The following is a 20849-nucleotide window of genomic DNA, read 5'->3' on the forward strand; positions in this document are numbered from 1 at the left end:
AAAATGTCGTCGGGACAGCGCCTCTTTCTCAGCCGCCCTTCTCGGCAGTCCCATCCAGATACTGCATCAGCGCGCACACGAGATGATAAAAAATGCTGGCCGGCACATCTGATGCCCGCGAGCGGCCGCGCTCGTCGACGCGGTCGATCCACAGACCCAGCGGCGCCGGGTCGATGTGCCAGCGGAACAGCCGGCCTACGCGTTCCTCGATCTCCGGCTTGAGATCGGGTCCGCCGGAACCGTCCAACGCAATCGCCGCCTTGACCGCTTCGGCCTGTGGCCAACTACGCGAGACCAGGTCCAGCGGCAGACCTTGCCGGGAGACGGCGCCATAGGCAAGGCCTGTGGCGCGGTTGAGGCCATTGGCGATGGCCGAGGCATAGAGTTTCCTGGCGAAGCCACTCAGTTCGGCCTGGCCGCTACGAGCGGCGAAATCGACAAGCAGCGCGGCCCATTCGAAATGATGGCCGGGCTCGGTCCAGGTGCCCTTCTCGCCCGCCACGGGCCTCCAGCCGGCGTCGAAATATTCACCCAGCGTCCAGCTTTCGGGATCGAAGAAGTGGCTGCGGAACAGGTCGATGATGCGCGCCGCGCGGCGCAGATAAGCGCGCTCGCCTGTCGCCTGGTGCCAGGCGAGGAAGGCTTCCAGAAGATGCATGTGCGGATTGGAGCGCCGCTCGCCGTGCCCGTCCGAGGTTTCGAGAAAGCCGGTCATGCGGCTATCCTCGAGATGGGCATCGAGGAAGGCGAAGGTCTCTTCGCCGAGCCGCAGCGCATCCGGATGGCCCGACATGTGGGCATGCGCCAGCGCCAGAAGCACGCAGGAATGATCGTAGGCGTCCTCGACCGGGTCGGCGACCGAACCGTCGATGTCGAGGGTACGCACCCAGCCGCCCCTTGCCGTTCGGCCGCTTCCGGCCATGAAGTCGATGCCGTGGGCGATGAGCCGGTCGGCCGGGCCGTCCCAGCCGCGTTGCTTGGCGACCGCAAAGGCGTAGACCTGGCGGGCCTGCGTGCGCATGCGCTTGGGCTTCATCAGCGGCGTGGCGTCGAAGCCAAGAGCCTCGTGGAATCCGCCATAGCGTTCGTCGACGCCTGATGTCGACCACAGCGGAAGCGTCTCCTGAAACAGCCAGTGATGGACGCGGCGACGCCAAGCGCCGCTTTCGATGACCCGGTCGTGGGCAGGCGTGAAGCGGGTTTCCAACCGGCCGGATTTTTCGAGCTGCTCGACGATCTTCTTGACGTGTTGGCTATGGCTGACCGGGGCGACGAAGGTGGCATCCGATGTCGAGACGATGGCGACATCTCTCATGGCGATGGCCGACAGCAGCCGGCCATCGCTGCGGATATAGGAATTCTCGCAGTCGATGGCGACGACGTCGCCGGCGATGACATTGCCTTGGCTATCGGCAGGCCCGACATCGAGCAGCGACTGCCAGGAGCCGAGATCATTCCAGCGAAAGCTGGCCGGCACCATGGCGATGTCCTTTGCCCGCTCCATGATGGCATAGTCGATCGAGACCGAAGGAATGGCGCCGTAGAGGTCCAGCGGCATGTAAAAGCCGGAAAGGTCCGATGTCGCAGCCTTGTAGGCAGCTTCGGTCGCCTGCCAGATTTTCGGCTCGAAAGCTGCGAAGGCATCGCGCATGGCCCCGGCGCGAAACAGGAAGATGCCGGTGTTCCAGTGAAAATTGCCGGCTTCTAGATAGGCCTGGGCGGTGGCAAGGTCCGGCTTTTCGACGAAGCGCGAGACATCGAACACGCCTGCTCTTTCGGCGGCGACCTCGATGTAGCCATAGCCGGTCTCCGGCTGTGTCGGCTTGAGGCCGAACACCACCAGCCGCCCGGCGCTGGCAGCGGCGGTGCCCGCCTCGACGCTCTGCCAGAATTGCCGCGCGGTCGAAATCTCGTGATCGGACGGCACCACCAGCACCAGTTCGTCACCGAATTCGGCGAGCGTGCGCAGGCTTGCCAGCGCCACCGCCGCGGCGGTGTTGCGGCCGGTAGGTTCGAACAGCGGCCCACCGCCGGCAAGGTTTATGCCGGCGAGATCGGCATGGACGCGCTCGGCATGGCGTTCGGAAGCGATCATGAAGATGGGCGTATCGCCGCTGGGCCGTGACGCCAGCCGGCGCAAGGTCTTTGCCAGCATCGAGCCGTCGCCCGAAAGGTCGTGGAACTGCTTGGGATTGTCCTCGCGCGACAGCGGCCAGAGCCGCGAGCCGACGCCGCCGCTCATGACGAAACTGACGATGCGCTGGCTCATGATGCCCTTGTCAAAAGATCTGGTTGTAGTCGCCGACTTCCGGACTACGGCGCAGCACCGCGTCGAACGTCTGCCGGCGCCGCTGCGACGATACCGGGCTCTCCACCACCACGACAAGCTCCGGCAATCCGAAACTGTTGGGCCGTGCTTCGCCAACGATCCTGGGGGTCAAGACTGGAAATCTCCGGGCGGCTGGAAACACAAATCGCGCAAACGTTTGCCGGGGCCCTACCACGGAAGCCCTTTAAGCGGCGTTTATTCGAGGCGCTGAAACAGGCTCGCGAAGAAAGCTGGCGAAATGCGACAGAAGTGCTGCCATTGACGCTTGCAGGAACCAGATGCGGCGGCTATAAGCCCGCGGTCTGGTCACGGAGTGTAGCGCAGCCTGGTAGCGCACCTCGTTCGGGACGAGGGGGTCGCAGGTTCAAATCCTGCCACTCCGACCAGAAAAACAAAGCGATACGCGTGTTTGTTGTTCCCGCCGCAGCGGCTCGATGTTTGATCGTCGCCTGCTCCAATTCATCGCTTTACGCAATTCCGGACGGAAAAACCGCTGCGCACTTTTCCTGGAGTTGGTTTAGCTGACGCGTTCTATGAGTTCGATTGCCGCTTTGGTGACGTCGGCGGCGTCAAGCCGTTGAACGCAATAAACGCCCCCTGCATTGCCCACCTTGCAGAGGCCCGGCGCTATGCACTTGCATGGCATCGGAGGCTGCAGCGTACGGTTGGGAACGCCAAGAGGCCCCCAGATGTCAGGTTGGGTCAGACCGAACAGGCCAACGACGGGCGTTTTCATGGCCGCGGCCAGGTGCATGGGTCCGCTTTCGTTGCCCAGGAAGATCAGGGCCTCGCCCAGCAGGGGCAAAAGGGTGGTCAGGGGTGCCTGGCCAACGAGATTTACGATCGGCGATGTTGCCGCATCCAACACCTTGCCTGCGATACCTGCCTCGTCCGGGCCGCCAACGATGACCGCCCGCAGACCCTTTCGACGGTAAATCTCTCCCAGGACCGATGCGAAACGGTCAGGCTGCCAGCAACGGCCTGGGAAACTGGCGCCGGCATGGACGGCGACAAACGACTTCGTTTCCAGTTCGTGCCGGGCAAGCAGCTGCTTTGCCTGACGCGAACCGGATTCGGTTGGCTTGAGGGACGGAATAGGATCGGTCACAGGAATGCCAAGGGCAAACAGCGGCGACAGGTACCGATGCAGATAATGCTCGCCGCCATGGCCGTATGTGGCGGCAAAGATGTTGGCGCTTTGGCGCTCCCAGAATTTCAGGGGCTGCTCCGATGGAACATAGCCTACGCGAAAAGGCGCCTTGACGAAGCGCATCACAAGCCGTGATGTCTTGGAGTCGGACAGATCGATGATAAGATCATAATCCGACTTCCTCAGATCGTGCAGGAGCCTGGTCATTCCGGACATGCGCTCGAAAGGGGAGCCGCGCATTTTGCCGCGATCGAGCGAAACCACGCTGTCGGCGATGCCTTGCTCCAGAACGAATTTCGCCAGCGCCGCCTGGCATAGCATGGTGATCGTCGCGTTCGGAAACTCTGCCCGCAGATGCCTGACCAGAACCGAAGTTAGAACAACATCCCCGATAAACTTCGTCTGATTTATGAGTATTGATTGTACGTTGCCAGCCTTCGGCAGTGCCTTTGCCGGCTCTTTTGAATTCTTGATCCAACTTTTCATGGAATGACTATTCCATTTCAGCCAAAAAGAATCCAAAATTTTCGACAAACGATCGATGTAGGCAATAGCCGCGCAATGACAAGCTCGTTCTGTCCGCTGATATAGGATATCGCCTCAGCCATCAACCAACCAGGAATATTTGTCAACGCAGATGGGGCTCGCAGGCTCTCTTTCAAGGCTTCCGCCGAGGCCGAACTCGTGACCGTCGTGAATGTGAATGACCCCGGTTCGTTTCGGCGTCCGCACGGATGCGGACATATCGGAGGGTGGCCATGGTCGCTTACGCTGGAGTAAGGTCGTGGACATGAAATTGCATTCGACCCCCAGCAGGCCGTTCATCCCCGTGCTCCTCCTCGCCCTTATCGGAGGCTGCGCGTCGACCAGCGGATCGATCGATCCGGCCAATTACGACAAGATGACATGCGCCGAACTGAACAGCGCCATAGGCGAAGCCGCCAAAGGCATCTCGCAGACAGCCATCACGCGGGGCAAGGTCGCCAGCACCAGTGTTCCGAGATGGCTGCTGGGCGGCTCAAGCGTCAAGGCCGCCGTCGCCAATCGCGAAACGACCAGGATCGATCGGCTGAAGCAGCAGCAAGCGGCCATGGCCGCCGCCAGGGCGCGCAGATGCCCAGGGCTTGGGAATTGAGCTGAGGCGCCGCTGCCGGGCTCGCCTCACGCACTCAAACGAAACCGCGTGACATCGATTGCGGCGCTCATCAGCGTCTGCGTGTAGCCGGCCTGCGGATTGCTGAAAATGTCTTCCGTCGGCCCTTCCTCGACGATCTTGCCCTGCTTCATGACGATGATGTAGTCGGCCATAGCGCGCACCACGGCGAGGTCGTGGCTGATAAAGAGGTAAGACAGCTCATGGTCGGCCTGCAGCTTGCGCAGCAACTCCACGATCTGTTTTTGCACCGAGCGGTCGAGGGCGGAGGTCGGCTCGTCCAGCACCACCAGCTTGGGCTTGAGGATCATGGCGCGAGCGATTGCGATGCGCTGGCGCTGGCCGCCTGAGAATTCGTGCGGATAGCGATTGCGCGAGTTGGGATCGAGGCCAACTTCGCGCAGCGCCTCGACGGCGCGCTGGTCGCGCTGCTTGCCCGAGAGGTTCGGTTCATGCACCAGCAGCCCTTCGGTGATGACCTGGCCGATGGTCATGCGCGGCGACAGCGAACCGAACGGATCCTGGAAGACCAGCTGCAATTGGCGCCGCAGCGGCCGCATCGTCTGGCGGTCGGCGGTCGAGATATCGCGGTCGCCGAAGCGGATCACGCCATCGCTCGGCAACAGCCGCAGCAAAGCGCGGCCAAGCGTCGATTTTCCAGAGCCTGATTCGCCGACGATGCCGATCGTCTGATTGCGCCTCAGCCTGATCGAGATGTGGTCGACGGCGCGCAGCATCAGCGGCTCGCCGGCCAGAAAGCCGCCGCCGATACGGAAGGTAACCTCGACGTTTCTGCCTTCGAGCAGGACCGGCGCATTGGCCGGCGGCGGCGCCTTGGTTCCGGTCGGCTCGGCGGCCAGCAGCATCTTGGTGTAGGCATGCTGAGGACTGGCGAAGATGGCTTGCGCGTCCCCCTCCTCCACCACCTCGCCGGAGCGCATGACATAGACCCGGTCGGCAAAGCGCCGCACGATGCCGAGATCGTGGGTGATGAAGACGATCGCCATGCCGAGCTTGCGCTGCAGCTCGGCAAGTAGCATGAGGATCTGCGCCTGGATGGTGACGTCGAGCGCCGTCGTTGGTTCGTCGGCAATCAGGATATCGGGATCGTTTGCCAAAGCCATGGCGATCATGACGCGCTGGCGCTGGCCACCCGACATTTCGTGCGGATAGGATTTCATGCGCCGTTCGGGATCGGGAATATGCACCAGCCTGAGCAGGTTGAGCGCCTCCTCGCGCGCTTGCGCCGCATTCAAGCCCCGATGCCGGCGAATCGGTTCGATCAGCTGGTTGCCGATCGAATAGAGCGGATCGAGCGAGGTCATCGGCTCCTGGAAGATCATGCTGATCTTGCGGCCGCGGACCTTGTTCAACTCGGATTTGCTTAGCGTCAGAAGATTGCGGCCGCGATAATCGACACTGCCGGTGGCTTCTCCATTGGAGGCCAGCAGGCTCATCGCCGCCATCATCGTTTGGCTCTTGCCGGAGCCGGATTCGCCGACCACGGCGACGGTTTCGCCCGCCTTGACGTGGATGTTGATGCCTTTCACCGCCTCGACCGCGCCGTCGAGGGTGCGGAAGCGCACGCGAAGATCCTTTACGCTGAGAATGGTCTCTGCTGCGTCCATCTTAGCGGTCCTTGGGGTCGAGCGCATCGCGCAGGCCGTCGCCGACGAAGTTCAGGGCGAACAAGGTGGAGACCAGGAAGAAGGCAGGGAACAGAAGCAGCCAGTTTGCAGTGCCGATATTCTTGGCGCCGACCGAGATCAGCACGCCCCAGCTGGTCATCGGCTCCTGGATGCCGAGCCCGAGGAACGACAGAAAGCTCTCCAGGATAATGACCTGCGGCACCAGCAGCGTCATGTAGATCACCACCGGCCCGAGCAGGTTGGGAATGACGTGGCGCAAAAGGATGCCGCGCTGGCCGACGCCCATGGCCTCGGCCGCCTGGACATATTCCTGGCGGCGGATGGACAGCGCCTGGCCGCGCACGATGCGGGCCATGTCGAGCCACAGCACGGCGCCGACCGCCAGGAACATCAGCACGAAGTTGCGGCCGAAGAACACCACCAGCATGATGACGAAGAAGATGAAGGGCAGCGAATAAAGCACGTCGACGATGCGCATCATCACCTCGTCGACCCTGCCTCCGGCAAAACCGGCAGTGGCGCCATAGAGCACGCCGATGGCCACGGCCACGACGCCGGCGAGCAGACCGATGGCCAGCGAAACGCGCCCGGCCATCAGCGTCCGCGACAACAGATCGCGGCCGGTGTTGTCGGTGCCGAAAAGAAAATATTGCTGCTTGACCGAGGCGCTCATCGTCGCTTCGAGGCCGTCAGGCGACTTGCTTTCGATCCTGGTGTCGTCGAAGGCGTCGGACCGGTCGAGATAGCGGATGTTGCGGTCGTCGATCGCCTTGCTAGAGGTGACGGTGACGAAGACGCGATTGCCGTCCTGGCGCCAGTCCTTGATGTCGACACGCATGCGCTTGATCGCCTCATTAAGCGCGGTCTCGATCATGTCCGGCTTCGGATAGGCCGACAGGCTCGGCGGCGTACGCACATAATCACCATAGATGGTGGTGTATTGGTGCGGCACGAACCAGGGCCCGAACACGCTGATCACGGCGATCAGGATCAGATAGTAGAGGCTGAACATGGCGGCGCGGTTGGCCTTGAGGCGCGCCCAGGCATCGCCCCACAGCGAACGGCCGACGACCGGTGCGGCGATCGCGATATCAGTCATAGCGCACCCTCGGATCGACGACGGCATACATGACGTCGACGATCAGGTTGAAGACGATGGTGAAGATGGCGATGACCACCACCGTCCCCATCACCAGCGTGTAGTCGCGGTTGAGCGCGGCATCGACGAAGTAGCGCCCGACGCCGGGAATGGAGAAGATCGTCTCGACGATGATCGAGCCGGTGAGCAGGGCGGCGGCAGCCGGACCGGTGAAGGAGACGATCGGCAGGACGGCGCCGCGCAGCGCGTGCTTGACCACCACCGACCAGTCGGACAGGCCGAGCGCGCGCGCCGTGCGGATGTGATGCGAGCGCAGCGATTCGATCATCGAGCCGCGCATCAGGCGGGCGACGATGGCGATCTGCGGCAGGGCAAGCGTCAGCACGGGACCGATCTTGTTGATAAGCGCGCCATCGCCCCAGCCGCCGATCGGCAACAGCTTCCAGGTCAATCCGAACACGAGCTGGATAATCGGCGCGATGACGAAGGTCGGGATGGTGCTGCCCGCGGTTGCCAGCGCAATCACCGTGTAGTCGCCAAGTTTGTTCTGGTTGAGCGCCGCAATGGTACCGAGCACGCTGCCGAGCAGCAGCGCCAAGATCAGCGCGGAGGCGCCGAGCTGAATGGAAATAGGCAAGCCCTTCGCGAAAAGCTCGGTGACGGTAAAGTCCGGCATATTGTAGCTCGGGCCGAAATTGCCGCGCAGGAGATTGCCGAGATAGTGGACATATTGCAGCCAGAGCGGGTCGGCGAGCCCGAACTGGGCTTCAAGATTGGCCCTGATCTCGGGGCTCAGGCCCCGCTCCTGGTTGAACGGGCCGCCCGGTGCGACGCGCATCAGGAAGAACGCCAAGGTCACGATGACGAATAGCGTTGGAATGGCGGTCAGAAGCCGCCTGAAAATGTAGCGTAGCATCGGCGGTGCCCTGCTTCGGCCAGGGTGACGGGCATCCAACCGGACGCCCGCAGCGCTCTGGCACCTCTCATCTTCGCACCATGGCCTGCGAAAATCGATTTCGACTTTCGGGCCCCATGCGACGACAGATCGAGCCGCCGTCCTGAACGGGCGGCGGTTCGATCAAGGTTTTCAATCCTTGGAGATGAAGCGGGACGGATGCACGTCCATGACGTTGTCGACGAAGCCGTGCAGCTTCGGGGAAACAATATCGTGGTAGCTATAGTAGAGAAGCGGGATCTGGCCGACGTCGTCGACGAGGACACGTTCGGCGGCGGCGAGTTCCTTCATGCGCTCTTCCGGCTTGCCGCCGGCGGCGGCCGCCTTGTCCATGGCAGCCTCATATTGCGGGCTGTCATAGACCGAATAGTTGTTGCCGCTGGCCTTGCGCGAGATGCCCAGGAAGGTTTCGGGATCCTTGTAGTCGGCAATCCAGGCGGCGCGCGCAACGTCGTAGTCACCCCTCTGCTCGAGGAAGGAGTAGTGGGTCTTGGTGTCGGTGTTGAGCAGCGTGACGTCGACGCCGAGCGGCTTCAGCTGTTCCTGGATGGCGACCGCGGTATTCTTGTGGTTCTCCGAGGTGTTGTATCGGATCTCCATCTTCAGCGGATGCTCCGGCGTGTAACCGAGTTTCTCGAGTATCTTCTTGGCTGCGTCCTCGCGGTCGATCTGCGACATGTCGGCATATTTGGCCATCGCCGGCGTGTAGCCCTCGATGCCCGGAGGGACCATCGAATAGCCTGGCAGCATTGAATTCTGCCAGACCTTTTCGGCAATGAAATCGCGGTCGATGGCCATCGAGATGGCATTGCGCAGCTCGACATTGTCCCAGGGCTTCTTGTCGGTCTTGATCGCGTAGTAATAGGTGCCGAGATACGGCCCCACCTTGATCTGATCACCGAACTTGGCCTTGAGGTCGGCGAGCTGCTCGGTCGGTAGATCGTCGTAGCTGTCGAGTTCGCCGGCCTCGAAGCGCTTCATCGCCGAGGAGCGATCCTCTGTCGGGATGTAGTTGACGACGTCGATCTTGACGCTTCCGGCATCCCAGAATTTCGGATTCTTGACCAGTTTCATATGATCGTTGGGAACCCACTCGGCCAGCGTATAGGGGCCGTTGGAAACGAGATTGCCCGGCTTGATCCAGTCGGCGCCGAGCTTGTCCATGGACGCCTTGTTGACCGGATAGGTCGCCTGGTGGGTCAGCATTTCGAGGAAATATGGCGTCGGCGCCTTCAGCGTCACTTCAAGGGTGGTCGCGTCGATGGCCTTGACGCCCATGTCCTCGGGCTTGCCCTTCTTGGTGTTGACTTCCTCGGCGTTCTTGACGGGATAGAGCATCGAGGCATATTCGGCGGCCGTCGCCGGGTCTTCGAGGCGGCGGAAAGCGAAGACGAAGTCTTCGGCCGTCACCGGGCTGCCGTCGGACCACTGGCCGTCCTTCCTGAGCTTGAAGGTGTAAACGGTACCGTCATCCGACACCGTCCAGCTCTCGGCGGCGCCGGGGATGACGTTGGCCTTCTCGTCCTGCATCACCAGACCTTGGAACAGGTCGCGCAAGACGTTGGCTTCATAAACCGTCGAGGTCTTATGCGGATCAACCGACTCGGATTCGGCAGCAGTGCCTCTGTTGTAGACGACCTCGGCAAAGGCCGGCGTGTAGAATGTTCCGGCGGCCAGCGCCATGGTTGTGGCGAATGCCGTCGCCTTCAGCATGTTTTTCAGCATGAAGTTTCTCCCTGTCGGCGCTGCCAACGGCGCGCCTTTGCGTGTTGACGCCCCGGGACCGATGTCTGGCCCCTTTGAGCGCGCCGCCGGTTCCCTCCGTCGGCTGGTGGCAGAAGACTAGACAGGCGGCAAGCTCTTTTCAACCGAGTACTGATTGACCCTAAGTCAATAGCCAGGAATCAAAGAAGCCGCGGCTAAATTAGCGTAGCTTTTCAATCATACACACTTCCAGGTTGCGCCTAGAGTTTTCGCTTTTTGCATGCGAACTTTGGCATGCTCGGCGGCATGGTTCAGAACCTCATTCGCCAGGTCCAGGGGCGCCGATTCCAGACAGACACTTCGGCAATTTCGGCGGTTGAGTTCGCTCTGCTATCACCGATATTCATCCTTCTCCTGCTCGGAATGGTTGCATACGGTATCTATTTCGGCGCGGCCAATTCAATACAGCAGATCGCGGCGGACGCCGCCCGGACGGCCATCTCGGGGCTGAACCAGACCGAGCGGCAGACGCTCGTGGCCTCGTTTCTCGCCAATAATGCCGGTGGATATCCCTTCGTCGACGCCAGCAAGCTGACTTATCGGGCCAATGACAGCACGGCGGACGGCAATCAGTTCGTGGTGTCGATCCAGTACGATGCCCGAAACCTGCCGATCTGGAATCTCTTTCCGGGCATAGCCATGCCGGGTACAACGATCAAACGCCAATCAACGATCAGGGTCGGGGGCATCTGAATGCTGCTCTGCGCGCACTTGAAGGTCGGCAGGCTTGCACGCCTGATGCTTGGTGACCGGCGAGCGAATTTCACGGTGATGGCGGCGTTGAGCGCGCCGGTCGCGCTGGCGCTGGCAGCGGTGGCGATCGACGAGGCCTCCATTTACACCGAGCGCCGAGAAGCACAGGCGATGGTCGACCTGGCGGCGATCACCGCGGCTTCGAACATCAACAACGTCCAGACCGCGGTCTTGACCACGCTCACCGACAACGGGATGCCAGGTGTCGTCGTTCAGGGCTCGGGTAAAACCATTCCCGCGGCGGTGGGCAAAACCGTCGTGACGGTCACGCGGGGCCGATATGCAGGGGCATCCTCGGTCAATGTGGATCAACGGTTCCAAGCAGGCGTAACCCCTTACAACGCGGTTCATGTGACCCTGCGCAAGATCCCCAACCGCTATTTCGCAAGCTCGCTGATCCCAACGCCCATCATTGGCACAGAAGCCACCGCCAGCATGACGCCACAGGCCACTTTCTCGGTCGGATCGAGGTTGCTCAGCGTCAATACCAGCAACAGCCCCATCCTCAACGCGCTTCTCGGCGGCCTCCTAGGCGGCAACATCTCGCTCAGCGTCATGGACTACAACGGATTGATCTCCGCCGATGTCAGCGTGCTTTCCTTCGTCGACGCCCTGGCGGTGCAATTGAACCTGACGGGCGTGACCTATTCGGACGTTCTGGCCTCAGAGGCTACAGTCGGCCAGATCGCCACCGCCATGGCCAATGTTCCCGGGCTCGGCAACACGGCCAAGGTCGCCTTGCAAACCATGGCAAGCAAATCGACCAACACGGTCAAGATTCCGCTCAGCCATCTCATCGACCTCGGCCCCCTCGGCAGACTTGGCCTCGGGCAGAGGCCAGCCGGCCTTGGCGTTGACGCCAGCGCGATGGGAATGCTGATGGCCGCCGCCGAACTGGCAAACGGTTCGAAGCAGATCGACCTCGGTCTCAGCACCGGCATACCGGGGGTGCTGTCGAGCACGCTCGCCATCGCCTTCGGCGAACCGCCGCAATCCTCGCCATGGCTGAAGGTTGGCGAAGTCGGCACCATTGTGCGGACGGCCCAGACCCGTATCAAGCTGGTGGTGAAGATCGGAGCCGGCAACAGCAATGTCGGAGGCGGTATCACCCTGGTGTCGTTCAGTCTGCCTCTGCATGTCGAAGTCGCCTATGCCGAGGCCAAGCTCACCGACATAAGTTGTCCGACAGGCCCCAGCAGCATCAAGGTGACCATCGCCACCCGTCCCGGTATCGTCGAAGGGCATCTCGGCGACAGCAGCAGCGCCGGCTTTGCCGATGTCACCAACAAGGAGACGTTTTCCAACACGGAAATCGCGAGCGTGAAACTTCTGATCATCCCGGTGCTGTCGGTGGTGGGCTCAGCGGCGTTCGACATGGCCAACAACACGCCAACGACGTTGACTTTCAACAAGGCCGATATCGATGCCAAGACGATAAGGACCGCTTACACCCAAAATTTTACCCAGTCGTTGACTACGTCGCTGGTCAGCGATTTGTCGCTGACGGCGAATTTACTCGGTCTGCCGCTGCTGAATCTGAACACGCTGATCGCAACCGTAAGCCCGCCAGTGGTGGCACTTCTGAACAGCGTAACAGCTCCGGTCGACACGTTGCTTACCAATCTGCTCGGAGCTCTTGGCGTGCGTCTCGGTGAAGCCGACGTCCGGGTCACCGGCGCAACGTGCGGACGTGCCGTGCTTGTCCAGTAAGATGGCCGGCACGCGCTGATCTAGGCAAGGTGTCCAAGAAAGCATCCGAGTGTCGGCAGCAAAAGCACGGCTTCTCCGGCGAGCGAGGCATCGCCGCCAAGTTTCGCAACCGCTCCTAAGTCTTGCGGCAGCGGCCAATTGGCCGGTTCCCCGGCGAAATTGAAGGCACAAAGCAGCCTCTCATCGCCATGCTCGCGGACAAAGGCCAGCACGTCGCCTTCGGCGTCGAGAAAGCGGATCGAACCGCCGACCAGCGCCGGATGCCGCTTGCGCAAAGCGAGTGCCGAACGGTAGGCGGAAAGTACCGATTGCTCATCGCCGCTCTGTACATCGACCGCGCGAGCGCGATGGCTTTCCGGCACCGGCAGCCAGGGTTTACCGGTGGAGAAGCCCGCATTATCGGCGCCGGACTCCCAGACCATGGGCGTGCGGCAGCCATCCCTTCCCTTCACACCGGGCCAGAAGCGGATGCCTACCGGATCGCGCAGGTCCTCATAGGCAAGTTCCGCCTCCGGCAAACCGAGTTCCTCGCCCTGGTAGAGGCAGATCGAGCCACGCAGGCAAGAGAGCAGCATGATCGAGAATTTGGCCACCACGTCAGGATCGCCGCCCGGCCGCGTCCAGCGGCTGACATGACGCATGACGTCATGGTTGGAAAACGCCCAGCAGACCCAGCCATCTACGACAGCGTTTTCGAAAGCCTCGACACAGCCGCGCACATGCGGCGCCGAAAATTGCGGGCCAAGCAGATCGAAGGTGTAGCACATCCGCAGCTTGTCGCCGCCGGAGGTGTAGGCGGCCAGCGTCTGTAGGGAGCGCCCCTCATCACCGATTTCGCCGACGGCGGCGCGATCCCCGTACTCGTCGAGCAGCGCCCGAAAGCGCCGCAGGAACGCTAGATTTTCCGGCTGCGTCTTGTCGAACAGGTGCTCCTGGTAGAGGTAGGTGTTGATCTCGGTGTTGGTGCCTGCAACGCTCGACGCCAAGGGCGGGTTGCTGCGCAGCCAGCGGTCGTGGACGTAGTAGTTGACGGTGTCCAGCCGGAAGCCGTCGACGCCGCGCTCCAACCAGAACCGCACTGTATCCAGAAGCGCGTCCTGGACCTCCGGGTTGTGAAAGTTGAGATCCGGCTGCGAAGCGAGGAAATTGTGCAGATAGTACTGCCGGCGGGTCGCATCCCATTCCCACGAGGGGCCGCCGAAGACCGACAGCCAGTTGTTGGGCGCGCCGCCATCGGGCCTGGCCTCGGCCCACACATACCAGTCGGCCTTTGGATTGTCGCGGCTGGCGCGGCTTTCGACGAACCATTCGTGCCTGTCGGAGGAGTGCGACAGCACCTGGTCGATGATGATTTTCAGGCCAAGCCGGTGCGCTTCGGCAACCAGTGTATCGAAATCCTCCAACGTGCCGAACATCGGATCCACGTCGCAATAATCCGACACGTCGTAGCCCATATCGGCCATCGGCGACTTGAAGAAAGGCGACAGCCAGACGGCATCCGCGCCGAGCGAGGCAATGTGGGCGAGCCTTGATGTGATGCCGGCGAGATCGCCGCTGCCGTCGCCGGTCGTGTCCTGGAAGGAACGCGGGTAGACCTGGTAAATGACGCAACCGCGCCACCAGTCGGCCGCTCGCTCGGCATTGTCGTCAGTCATCACGACCCTTTCCCTGTCTGGGCCCTTCCGTCCTGCGCTCGATCATGAAATTCACGCTGCGGCCCGGCAGCGCGCGAGAAAGATCAACTGCTTGCGCTTCGATGGCGGGATGCCATCGGAATCCGTCTCGCGCGGGCAATGTGAAGATGCATTGGCGGCGATCGCCATTGACCATGACGGCAAGCCGGCCATCCACGCCGCCGAGCAGCATGACGAGGCGATGCCGGGCGGGATCGTTCCACTCCGCCTCGCCGAGCAGCGCCCCCGTCTCGGTGAGCCAGGCGACGTCGGCAGTGTCCGACCCGGCCAGCGGCTGGCCGGTGAGGAAATCTGTATTAGAGAGCGCCGGCACCGCGCGGCGCAAGGCGGCCAGTGCACGCGCGTAGCCTTCCAGCGCCTGGTCACGCCCCTTCCAGTCGAGCCAGGTGATGTTGTTGTCCTGCGCATAAGCGTTGTTATTGCCTTGCTGGCTGCGGCCGAATTCGTCGCCGGCCGTCAGCATGATCGTGCCGCGCGAGGCGAACAGCGTGGCGAGCAGCGCACACTGGTCGCTGAAGCGCGCCTTCGCGATTGCCGCGTCGTCCGTCGCGCCCTCGACGCCGTTGTTCCAGGACAGGTTCTCGTTGTGGCCATCGCGATTTTGCTCACCATTGGCCTCGTTATGCTTCTCCTCATAAGCAACGATGTCGGCCAGCGTCATGCCGTCATGGGCCGCGATGAAATTCACCGTGCGGCTGGCGGGCTGGCCGCCCCTGCCGAAAATATCGGACGAACCGGCAAGTCGTGTCGCCAGCGTACCAACCATGCCGGCATCGCCGCGCCAGAAGCGCCTGGCATCGTCGCGATAACGATCGTTCCATTCCAGGAAGCGGGAGGGGAAGTTGCCGAGCTGATAGCCATCGAGACCGATGTCCCAGGGCTCGGCGATCAACACACGGCCGGCCAACAGCGCATCCTCGCGCATCGCCTCCAGCAACGGCGCTTGCGCTTCGAATGTGCCGTTGACGCGCCCCAGCACCGGCGCCAGGTCGAAACGAAAACCGTCGACGCAGGCATGGCGGACAAAATGGCGAAGCGTGTCGAGCACCATTTCCCGCACCGCCGGGTGATCGCCGGCGACCGTGTTGCCGGTACCAGTATCATTGACCAGCCTGCCATCCGGCCGGTGCCGGTAATAAGCCTGATTGTCGAGGCCGCGCAGCGACAATGTCGGACCGAGCCTGTCACTTTCGCCCGTGTGGTTGAAGACAAGGTCGAGAATGGTGCCGATGCCGGCCGCACGCAGCGCGGCAACGGTATCGCGCAATTCGGCCAGGCCGCCAGGGGCCAGGCGCGGGTCTAGTGCCATGAAGGTGACAGGGTTATAACCCCAGGCGTTGCTCAACCCGAGCGGCGGCAGATGCCGCTCGTCGATCGATGCCGTCACCGGCATCAGCTCGACGGCGGAGACGCCGAGCCTTCGCAGGTGCTCGACAATAGCCGGATGAGCAAGCGCGGCGGTCGTGCCGCGCTGTTTTTCCGGCACATCCGGATGCAGCTTGGTGAAGGCGCGCACCGGCACTTCGTAGATCAGGCCGCCCGGACGGAACAGCGGCGGCGGCACAGGCACAGCCGTGAGCAAGGCTTTCGCCACCGCCTTGGGCATCAGCGGCGCGGTGTCGGCACCTTCGTTGCGCCGCGCGGCGAGACGCCAGTGATAGGCGTAGGGCCGATCGATCTCGACGGCGTAGGGATCGGTCAGCAGCTTGTCGGGGTCGAACCAAAATCCGCGCTCGGGCGCGTAATCGCCATCGGCGCGAAAGCCGTAGCGGGTGCCCTCGCCGAGGCCGGAGACGAAGAGGGCATGCACGCTGTCGCCTTCCGGTTTCAGCTCCAGCCTGTCGAGTTCGCGCTCACCCTGCTCATCGAAGATCGACACCCAGAGGCGGCGCGCCGACGAGGACCAGGCGGCAAAGCGGATGCCGTCGGGGGTGATGGTGGCGCCTAGTGAGGTCATCGGCGCGTCCTCCACCCTCCCCCTTGTCGGAAGGGTCGCGAACGAAGTGAGCGGGGTGGGGGGTGACGCCGGCAAAGCCCTCTACGAGCACCCCCACCCCGACCCGCTACGCGGATCGACCCTCCCCACAAGGGGGAGGGTGAAGCCACCGCCACGCTCAAGTAATCACGCTCGGCTTGTCGCGGCCGGTATGGCTCCTGATTCCCGCGATGTCATCCGCTGCTGCGATCAGATCGGCGAGCGCCTTCTGCGTATCGAGATCGTGCCTGGCCTTGTCCGGCTCGTAGCGCTCGATGTAGACGCGCAAGGTGGCGCCCGAGGTGCCCGTGCCGGAAAGCCGGAAGACGACGCGCGAGCCGCCTTCGAACAGCACCCTGATGCCTTGATGCTCGCTCACCGAACCGTCGACCGGATCGTGATAGGTGAAGTCGTCGGCATTGGCGATCTTCAGGCCGCGCACGCTGGTGCCCGGCAGCGAGCCAAGCTTTGCGCGCAGTTCATCGACCAGCGCATTGGCGCGCCCGCTCTCGACTTCCTCGTAATCATGGCGCGAATAATAGTTTCGGCCGTAGGTCGCCCAGTGCTCGGTGACGATCTGCTTACAGCTCTCGCCGCGCGCGGCGAGGATGTTGAGCCACAAAAGCACGGCCCACAGGCCGTCCTTCTCGCGCACATGGTTGGAGCCGGTGCCCGCACTTTCCTCGCCGCAGATCGTCGCCATGCCGGCGTCGAGCAAATTGCCGAAGAATTTCCAGCCGGTCGGCGTCTCATACATGCCAATGCCGAGTTTTTCGGCGACGCGGTCGGCGGCCCCACTGGTCGGCATCGAGCGCGCAATGCCCTTCAGGCCTTCCTTGTAGCCCGGCGCCAGGCGGGCGTTGGCGGCGAGCATGGCGACAGAATCCGACGGGGTGACGAAAATGCCCTTGCCGATGATCAAATTGCGGTCGCCGTCACCGTCGGAAGCGGCACCAAAATCCGGGGCGTCCGGTCCCATCATCTCGTCATAGAGATGTTTGGCATGGACCAGGTTCGGATCCGGATGGTGGCCGCCGAAATCCGGCAGCGGCTTGAAGTTGCGGCAGGTGCCGTCGGGCGCGCCAAGCCGGTGTTCGAGGATCTCCTTGGCGTAGGGGCCGGTCACCGCGTGCATGGCGTCGAAGCGCATGCGAAAGCCCGACTTGAACAGTTTGCGCAGCGCGTCGAAATCGAACAGGCTTTCCATCAGCTCGGCATAGTCGACGACCGGATCGATGATCTCGACCGTCATGCCGGCGGCCTTGACCGTGCCGATCGCGTCGATGTCGATCGGATCGATGTCGACGGTCTTGAAGCTGGAGATCGCCTTGGTCCTGGCGAAGATCGCATCGGTCAGCTTTTCCGGCGCCGGGCCGCCATTGCCAGCATTGTACTTGATGCCGAAATCCTCGTGCGGGCCGCCCGGATTGTGGCTGGCCGACAGGATGATGCCGCCGAACGTCTTGTATTTGCGGATGACATGCGAAGCGGCCGGCGTCGACAAGATGCCGCCCTGCCCGACCATCACCTTGCCAAACCCGTTGGCGGCGGCCATGGCGATGGCCTTCTGGATGACCTCGCGATTGTAGAAGCGGCCGTCGCCGCCGATCACCAGGGTCTCGCCCTTGAACCCGTCCAGCGCGTCGAAGATCGACTGGATGAAGTTCTCGGCATAGTGCTCCTGCTGGAATACAGGCACCTTCTTGCGCAGCCCCGAAGTGCCGGGCTTCTGGTCGGAATAGGGTTTGGTGGGAACGGTGCGTATCATGCTTCAAGCAACCCTTTTCGAAAGCAGCAGGCGATAGAGTTCAACGTATTTGTCAGCGCTTCGGTCCCAGGACAGGTCGGTCTTCATGCCCTGGCGCTGGATGGCCTCGAAGATCGCGGGGCTGGCATGGGCCTCGGCCAGGCGGCGGATGGCATGAAGCAGCGCGCCGCCGTCGCTGGGCGCGAACTGGAACCCGGTCGCCACGCCGGCGGCAATCGCCGCCTCGTTGGCGTCGATGATGGTGTCGGCGAGCCCCCCGGTGCGGGCGACCACCGGCACGCAGCCATAGCGCAGGCCATAAAGCTGCGTCAGTCCACAAGGCTCGAAGCGCGACGGGATAACGATGGCGTCGCAGCCGCCCTGCATGACGTGAGACAGGCCTTCGTCATACCCCACGACGACGCCTATACGGCCGCGGTGGCGTGCGGCGGCGGCGAGCAGCGCGCCTTCGAGGCCGGCATCGCCCGAACCCAGAATAGCCAACCGCGCGCCCGTCGCAACGATGCCGTCGACCGCCGTCGCCAGTATGTCCATGCCCTTCTGCCAGGTCAGGCGGCTGACGACGCAGACGATCGGGCTACCGTCGCGATCGAGGCCGAAACGGCCCTCGACAGCGGCCCTGTTGGGCGCGCGCGCCTTGAGCGAGGCGGCTGTATAGTTCGACACCAGATGCTTGTCGGTCTCCGGGTTCCAGATGGCGGTGTCGATGCCGTTGACGATGCCATAGAGATCGCTGGAGCGCATGTTGATCAGGCCGTCGAGACCCATGCCGAATTCCGGCGAGCGGATTTCTTGCGCATAGGTCGGGCTGACGGTGGTGATTGCCCAGGCAGCCTGCAGGCCGGCCTTGAGGAAGCCGACGCCGCCATAATATTCCACGCCGTCAAGCGCCATCGCCGCCGTCGGCAGTCCGAGTTCGCCGAAGATGCCGGCGCCGAACTGCCCCTGGAAGGCGAGGTTGTGGACAGTCATCATCGACGGCGTGCCGACCGCTTTGCCATAGCGCATATAGGCCAGCGTCATCGCCGACTGCCAGTCATGGGCATGCACGATATCGGGCATGTAACCGGAGATGGCACCGCCGGCGATGTCGGCGCCGGCCTGGCTGAGCGCTGCGAAACGGCGCCAATTGTCCGGCCAATCGGCACCCGCGGCATTGCCATAAGGACCGCCGTGACGATCGAACAGATGCGGCGCATCGAGCACGAAAAGATCGAGCCCGGCAAGCTGGACAGAATGGACCGAAGCCTTGCCGCCCTGCAGCAGCGGATACTTGTAGACAGACTTTTTTTTCTTGAAGGCGTCCATCACCATGGGAAAACCGGGAATAAGCGTGCGCATGGTCACGCCTTTGGCGGCCAGCGCGACGGGCAGCGCGCCGGTCACATCGGCAAGCCCGCCGGTCTTGATCAGCGGAAAGATCTCGGGCGTGACCGACAGAACCTGCATGCGCTTACCGAACCGCTCCTGGTGCATGTAGCCCAAACCGTGCAGCGGTTCTGGGGCAAGGACATGCACAAACCACCCTAAAGTGACAGCTTGTTGATCAACCCGATCGGATTGACAACTTGTTGATCAAACTGATCAGGTTGACAACTTGTTGATCATGTCCTGCGTGATCAGGCAGATGCCCTTTTCCGAAACGCGGAAGCGCTTGGCGTCGAGCACGGGATCCTCACCGACCACCAGCCCTTCCGGTATCCTTACACCGTGGTCGATGACGACGCGCTTCAACGTTGCGTTCCGGCCGACATGAACGTCGGGCAGCATGACGACCTCTTCCAGCGTCGAGTAGGAATTGATGCGCGCGCCGGTGAAGATCAGGCTTTTCCTGAGCGTCGCGCCCGAGACGATGCAGTCGCCCGACACAAGCGAGGACACGGCCGAACCGCGCCGTCCATCCTCGTCATGCACGAACTTCGCCGGCGGCTTCAACTCGGCATAGGTCCAGATCGGCCAGTCGCGATCGTAGAGGTCGAGTTCGGGCGTCACGTCGGTCAGGTCGATATTGGCTTCCCAATAGGCATCGACGGTGCCGACATCGCGCCAGTAGGCCTCATTTTCCGCGGTCGAGCGCACGCAGGACTTGGCGAAGCGGTGGGCGATCGCCTTACCGTGCTCGACGATATAGGGGATGATGTCCTTGCCGAAGTCGCGGCTTGAACCGGGCTCGGCCGCATCGCGGCGCAGCTGCTCCATCAGGAACTTGGTCTTGAACACGTAGATGCCCATCGAGGCCAGGGCAAACTCCGGTTTGTCTGGAATGCCGGGAGGGTCGGCCGGCTTTTCGACGAAGGCGATGATGTTGTCCTTGGCATCGACATGCATTACGCCGAAGCCCGTGGCCTCCATGCGCGGCACTTCGAGGCAGCCGACGGTGACATCGGCGCCGGCGTCGACATGCTGGCGCAGCATCAGCTCGTAGTCCATCTTGTAGATGTGATCGCCGGCGAGGATGACCATGTATTCGGGGCCATAGGCCTCGATGATGTCGATGTTCTGGTAGACCGCGTCGGCCGTGCCTTCATACCACTGGGTTTCCGACACGCGCTGGCTGGCCGGCAGGATATCGAAGCTTTCGTTTCGTTCGGGCCGCAGGAAGTTCCAGCCGCGCTGCAAATGGCGGATCAGCGAATGCGCCTTGTATTGGGTTGCAACGCCAAGGCGGCGGATGCCGGAGTTGAGGGCGTTGGAGAGCGCGAAATCGATGATGCGCGTCTTGCCGCCGAAATAGACCGCCGGCTTGGCGCGCCGGTCGGTCAGTTCCTTGAGGCGGCTGCCGCGCCCGCCGGCCAGCACATAGGCCATGGCGTCGCGGGCCAGCGGCTGGGTTCGTTTCGAGTTTGCCAT

15 protein-coding genes and 1 tRNA gene are annotated in these 20849 nt (G+C 62.5%); 4 read left to right on the top strand and 12 right to left on the bottom strand.

The window, feature by feature from the left end; translation table 11 throughout:
• Positions 1 to 28 precede the first annotated feature (28 nt).
• Together FJ972_RS22180 and FJ972_RS22185 are read right to left on the bottom strand one after the other, a co-directional pair.
• On the bottom strand, positions 29 to 2269 hold the full coding sequence (locus FJ972_RS22180) for an AGE family epimerase/isomerase (RefSeq protein WP_140520750.1): 2241 nt from the start codon (positions 2267 to 2269) through the stop codon (positions 29 to 31).
• Between the two features lie 10 nt (positions 2270 to 2279).
• Positions 2280 to 2441 (bottom strand): hypothetical protein, encoded by a 162-nt coding sequence (locus tag FJ972_RS22185; RefSeq protein ID WP_181165182.1) that lies wholly within the window; start codon positions 2439 to 2441, stop codon positions 2280 to 2282.
• A gap of 197 nt (positions 2442 to 2638) precedes the next feature.
• On the opposite strand from FJ972_RS22185, the gene FJ972_RS22190 reads away from it, so the two are divergent.
• Positions 2639 to 2715, top strand: a tRNA-Pro gene (locus FJ972_RS22190).
• A 131-nt stretch (positions 2716 to 2846) separates the two neighbouring features.
• Here the strand turns inward: FJ972_RS22190 and FJ972_RS22195 are convergent.
• Positions 2847 to 3965 (bottom strand): glycosyltransferase family 9 protein, encoded by a 1119-nt coding sequence (locus tag FJ972_RS22195; RefSeq protein WP_140520751.1) that lies wholly within the window; start codon positions 3963 to 3965, stop codon positions 2847 to 2849.
• Between the two features lie 304 nt (positions 3966 to 4269).
• Between FJ972_RS22195 and FJ972_RS22200 the strand changes: the two genes are divergently transcribed.
• Entirely contained in the window at positions 4270 to 4614 is a 345-nt protein-coding gene (locus tag FJ972_RS22200; RefSeq protein ID WP_140520958.1) for a hypothetical protein, read from the top strand.
• Positions 4615 to 4640: 26 nt separating this feature from the next.
• On the opposite strand, the gene FJ972_RS22205 is transcribed toward FJ972_RS22200, so the two are convergent.
• From FJ972_RS22205 to FJ972_RS22220, 4 genes are all read right to left on the bottom strand, one after another.
• Complete coding sequence (locus FJ972_RS22205; protein ID WP_140520752.1) at positions 4641 to 6260, bottom strand: ABC transporter ATP-binding protein; 1620 nt, start codon at positions 6258 to 6260, stop codon at positions 4641 to 4643.
• A 1-nt stretch (position 6261) separates the two neighbouring features.
• A complete protein-coding gene (locus tag FJ972_RS22210; RefSeq protein ID WP_140520753.1) occupies positions 6262 to 7380 on the bottom strand; it encodes an ABC transporter permease in 1119 nt (372 codons plus the stop codon).
• Positions 7373 to 8296 (bottom strand): ABC transporter permease subunit, encoded by a 924-nt coding sequence (locus FJ972_RS22215; protein WP_140494801.1) that lies wholly within the window; start codon positions 8294 to 8296, stop codon positions 7373 to 7375. The genes FJ972_RS22210 and FJ972_RS22215 overlap by 8 nt, the downstream gene beginning before the upstream one ends.
• A gap of 171 nt (positions 8297 to 8467) precedes the next feature.
• A complete protein-coding gene (locus FJ972_RS22220) occupies positions 8468 to 10060 on the bottom strand; it encodes a peptide ABC transporter substrate-binding protein (RefSeq protein WP_140520754.1) in 1593 nt (530 codons plus the stop codon).
• A 285-nt stretch (positions 10061 to 10345) separates the two neighbouring features.
• Here FJ972_RS22220 and FJ972_RS22225 point away from each other — a divergent pair, with 285 nt between their 5' ends.
• Both FJ972_RS22225 and FJ972_RS22230 read left to right on the top strand, forming a co-directional pair.
• Positions 10346 to 10792, top strand: coding sequence for a TadE/TadG family type IV pilus assembly protein (locus FJ972_RS22225; protein WP_181173466.1), 447 nt, complete (start codon positions 10346 to 10348; stop codon positions 10790 to 10792).
• A complete protein-coding gene (locus FJ972_RS22230; RefSeq protein WP_140520755.1) occupies positions 10793 to 12562 on the top strand; it encodes a TadG family pilus assembly protein in 1770 nt (589 codons plus the stop codon).
• A gap of 20 nt (positions 12563 to 12582) precedes the next feature.
• Here FJ972_RS22230 and FJ972_RS22235 read toward each other — a convergent pair whose 3' ends face one another.
• The 5 genes from FJ972_RS22235 to glgC form a co-directional block, all read right to left on the bottom strand.
• The gene (locus FJ972_RS22235) at positions 12583 to 14217 is read right to left on the bottom strand and encodes an alpha-glucosidase family protein (RefSeq protein ID WP_140520756.1); all 1635 of its coding nucleotides are present in this window, start codon (positions 14215 to 14217) and stop codon (positions 12583 to 12585) included.
• Positions 14210 to 16213, bottom strand: a complete 2004-nt coding sequence (gene glgX / locus FJ972_RS22240; RefSeq protein ID WP_140520757.1) for a glycogen debranching protein GlgX — start codon at positions 16211 to 16213, stop codon at positions 14210 to 14212. The genes FJ972_RS22235 and glgX overlap by 8 nt, the downstream gene beginning before the upstream one ends.
• Positions 16214 to 16370: 157 nt before the next feature.
• Entirely contained in the window at positions 16371 to 17999 is a 1629-nt protein-coding gene (locus FJ972_RS22245) for an alpha-D-glucose phosphate-specific phosphoglucomutase (protein ID WP_140514918.1), read from the bottom strand.
• Between the two features lie 3 nt (positions 18000 to 18002).
• A complete protein-coding gene (gene glgA, locus FJ972_RS22250) occupies positions 18003 to 19448 on the bottom strand; it encodes a glycogen synthase GlgA (RefSeq protein WP_140520758.1) in 1446 nt (481 codons plus the stop codon).
• Between the two features lie 135 nt (positions 19449 to 19583).
• The gene (glgC, locus tag FJ972_RS22255; protein ID WP_140494816.1) at positions 19584 to 20849 is read right to left on the bottom strand and encodes a glucose-1-phosphate adenylyltransferase; all 1266 of its coding nucleotides are present in this window, start codon (positions 20847 to 20849) and stop codon (positions 19584 to 19586) included.

This window comes from Mesorhizobium sp. B2-1-1, assembly GCF_006442975.2.
GTDB lineage: Bacteria > Pseudomonadota > Alphaproteobacteria > Rhizobiales > Rhizobiaceae > Mesorhizobium.

What these genes read in the sequence shown, in the direction of transcription:
- FJ972_RS22230 (WP_140520755.1), top strand. Translation starts at nt 10,793, where the DNA reads ATGCTGCTCTGCGCGCACTTGAAGGTCGGCAGGCTTGCACGCCTGATG.
- glgC (WP_140494816.1), bottom strand. Translation starts at nt 20,849, where the DNA reads ATGGCAAACTCGAAACGAACCCAGCCGCTGGCCCGCGACGCCATGGCC.
- glgX (WP_140520757.1), bottom strand. Translation starts at nt 16,213, where the DNA reads ATGACCTCACTAGGCGCCACCATCACCCCCGACGGCATCCGCTTTGCC.
- FJ972_RS22245 (WP_140514918.1), bottom strand. Translation starts at nt 17,999, where the DNA reads ATGATACGCACCGTTCCCACCAAACCCTATTCCGACCAGAAGCCCGGC.
- FJ972_RS22225 (WP_181173466.1), top strand. Translation starts at nt 10,346, where the DNA reads ATGGTTCAGAACCTCATTCGCCAGGTCCAGGGGCGCCGATTCCAGACA.
- FJ972_RS22220 (WP_140520754.1), bottom strand. Translation starts at nt 10,060, where the DNA reads ATGCTGAAAAACATGCTGAAGGCGACGGCATTCGCCACAACCATGGCG.
- FJ972_RS22200 (WP_140520958.1), top strand. Translation starts at nt 4,270, where the DNA reads ATGAAATTGCATTCGACCCCCAGCAGGCCGTTCATCCCCGTGCTCCTC.
- FJ972_RS22180 (WP_140520750.1), bottom strand. Translation starts at nt 2,269, where the DNA reads ATGAGCCAGCGCATCGTCAGTTTCGTCATGAGCGGCGGCGTCGGCTCG.
- FJ972_RS22205 (WP_140520752.1), bottom strand. Translation starts at nt 6,260, where the DNA reads ATGGACGCAGCAGAGACCATTCTCAGCGTAAAGGATCTTCGCGTGCGC.
- FJ972_RS22215 (WP_140494801.1), bottom strand. Translation starts at nt 8,296, where the DNA reads ATGCTACGCTACATTTTCAGGCGGCTTCTGACCGCCATTCCAACGCTA.
- FJ972_RS22235 (WP_140520756.1), bottom strand. Translation starts at nt 14,217, where the DNA reads ATGACTGACGACAATGCCGAGCGAGCGGCCGACTGGTGGCGCGGTTGC.
- FJ972_RS22195 (WP_140520751.1), bottom strand. Translation starts at nt 3,965, where the DNA reads ATGAAAAGTTGGATCAAGAATTCAAAAGAGCCGGCAAAGGCACTGCCG.
- glgA (WP_140520758.1), bottom strand. Translation starts at nt 19,448, where the DNA reads ATGCAGGTTCTGTCGGTCACGCCCGAGATCTTTCCGCTGATCAAGACC.
- FJ972_RS22210 (WP_140520753.1), bottom strand. Translation starts at nt 7,380, where the DNA reads ATGACTGATATCGCGATCGCCGCACCGGTCGTCGGCCGTTCGCTGTGG.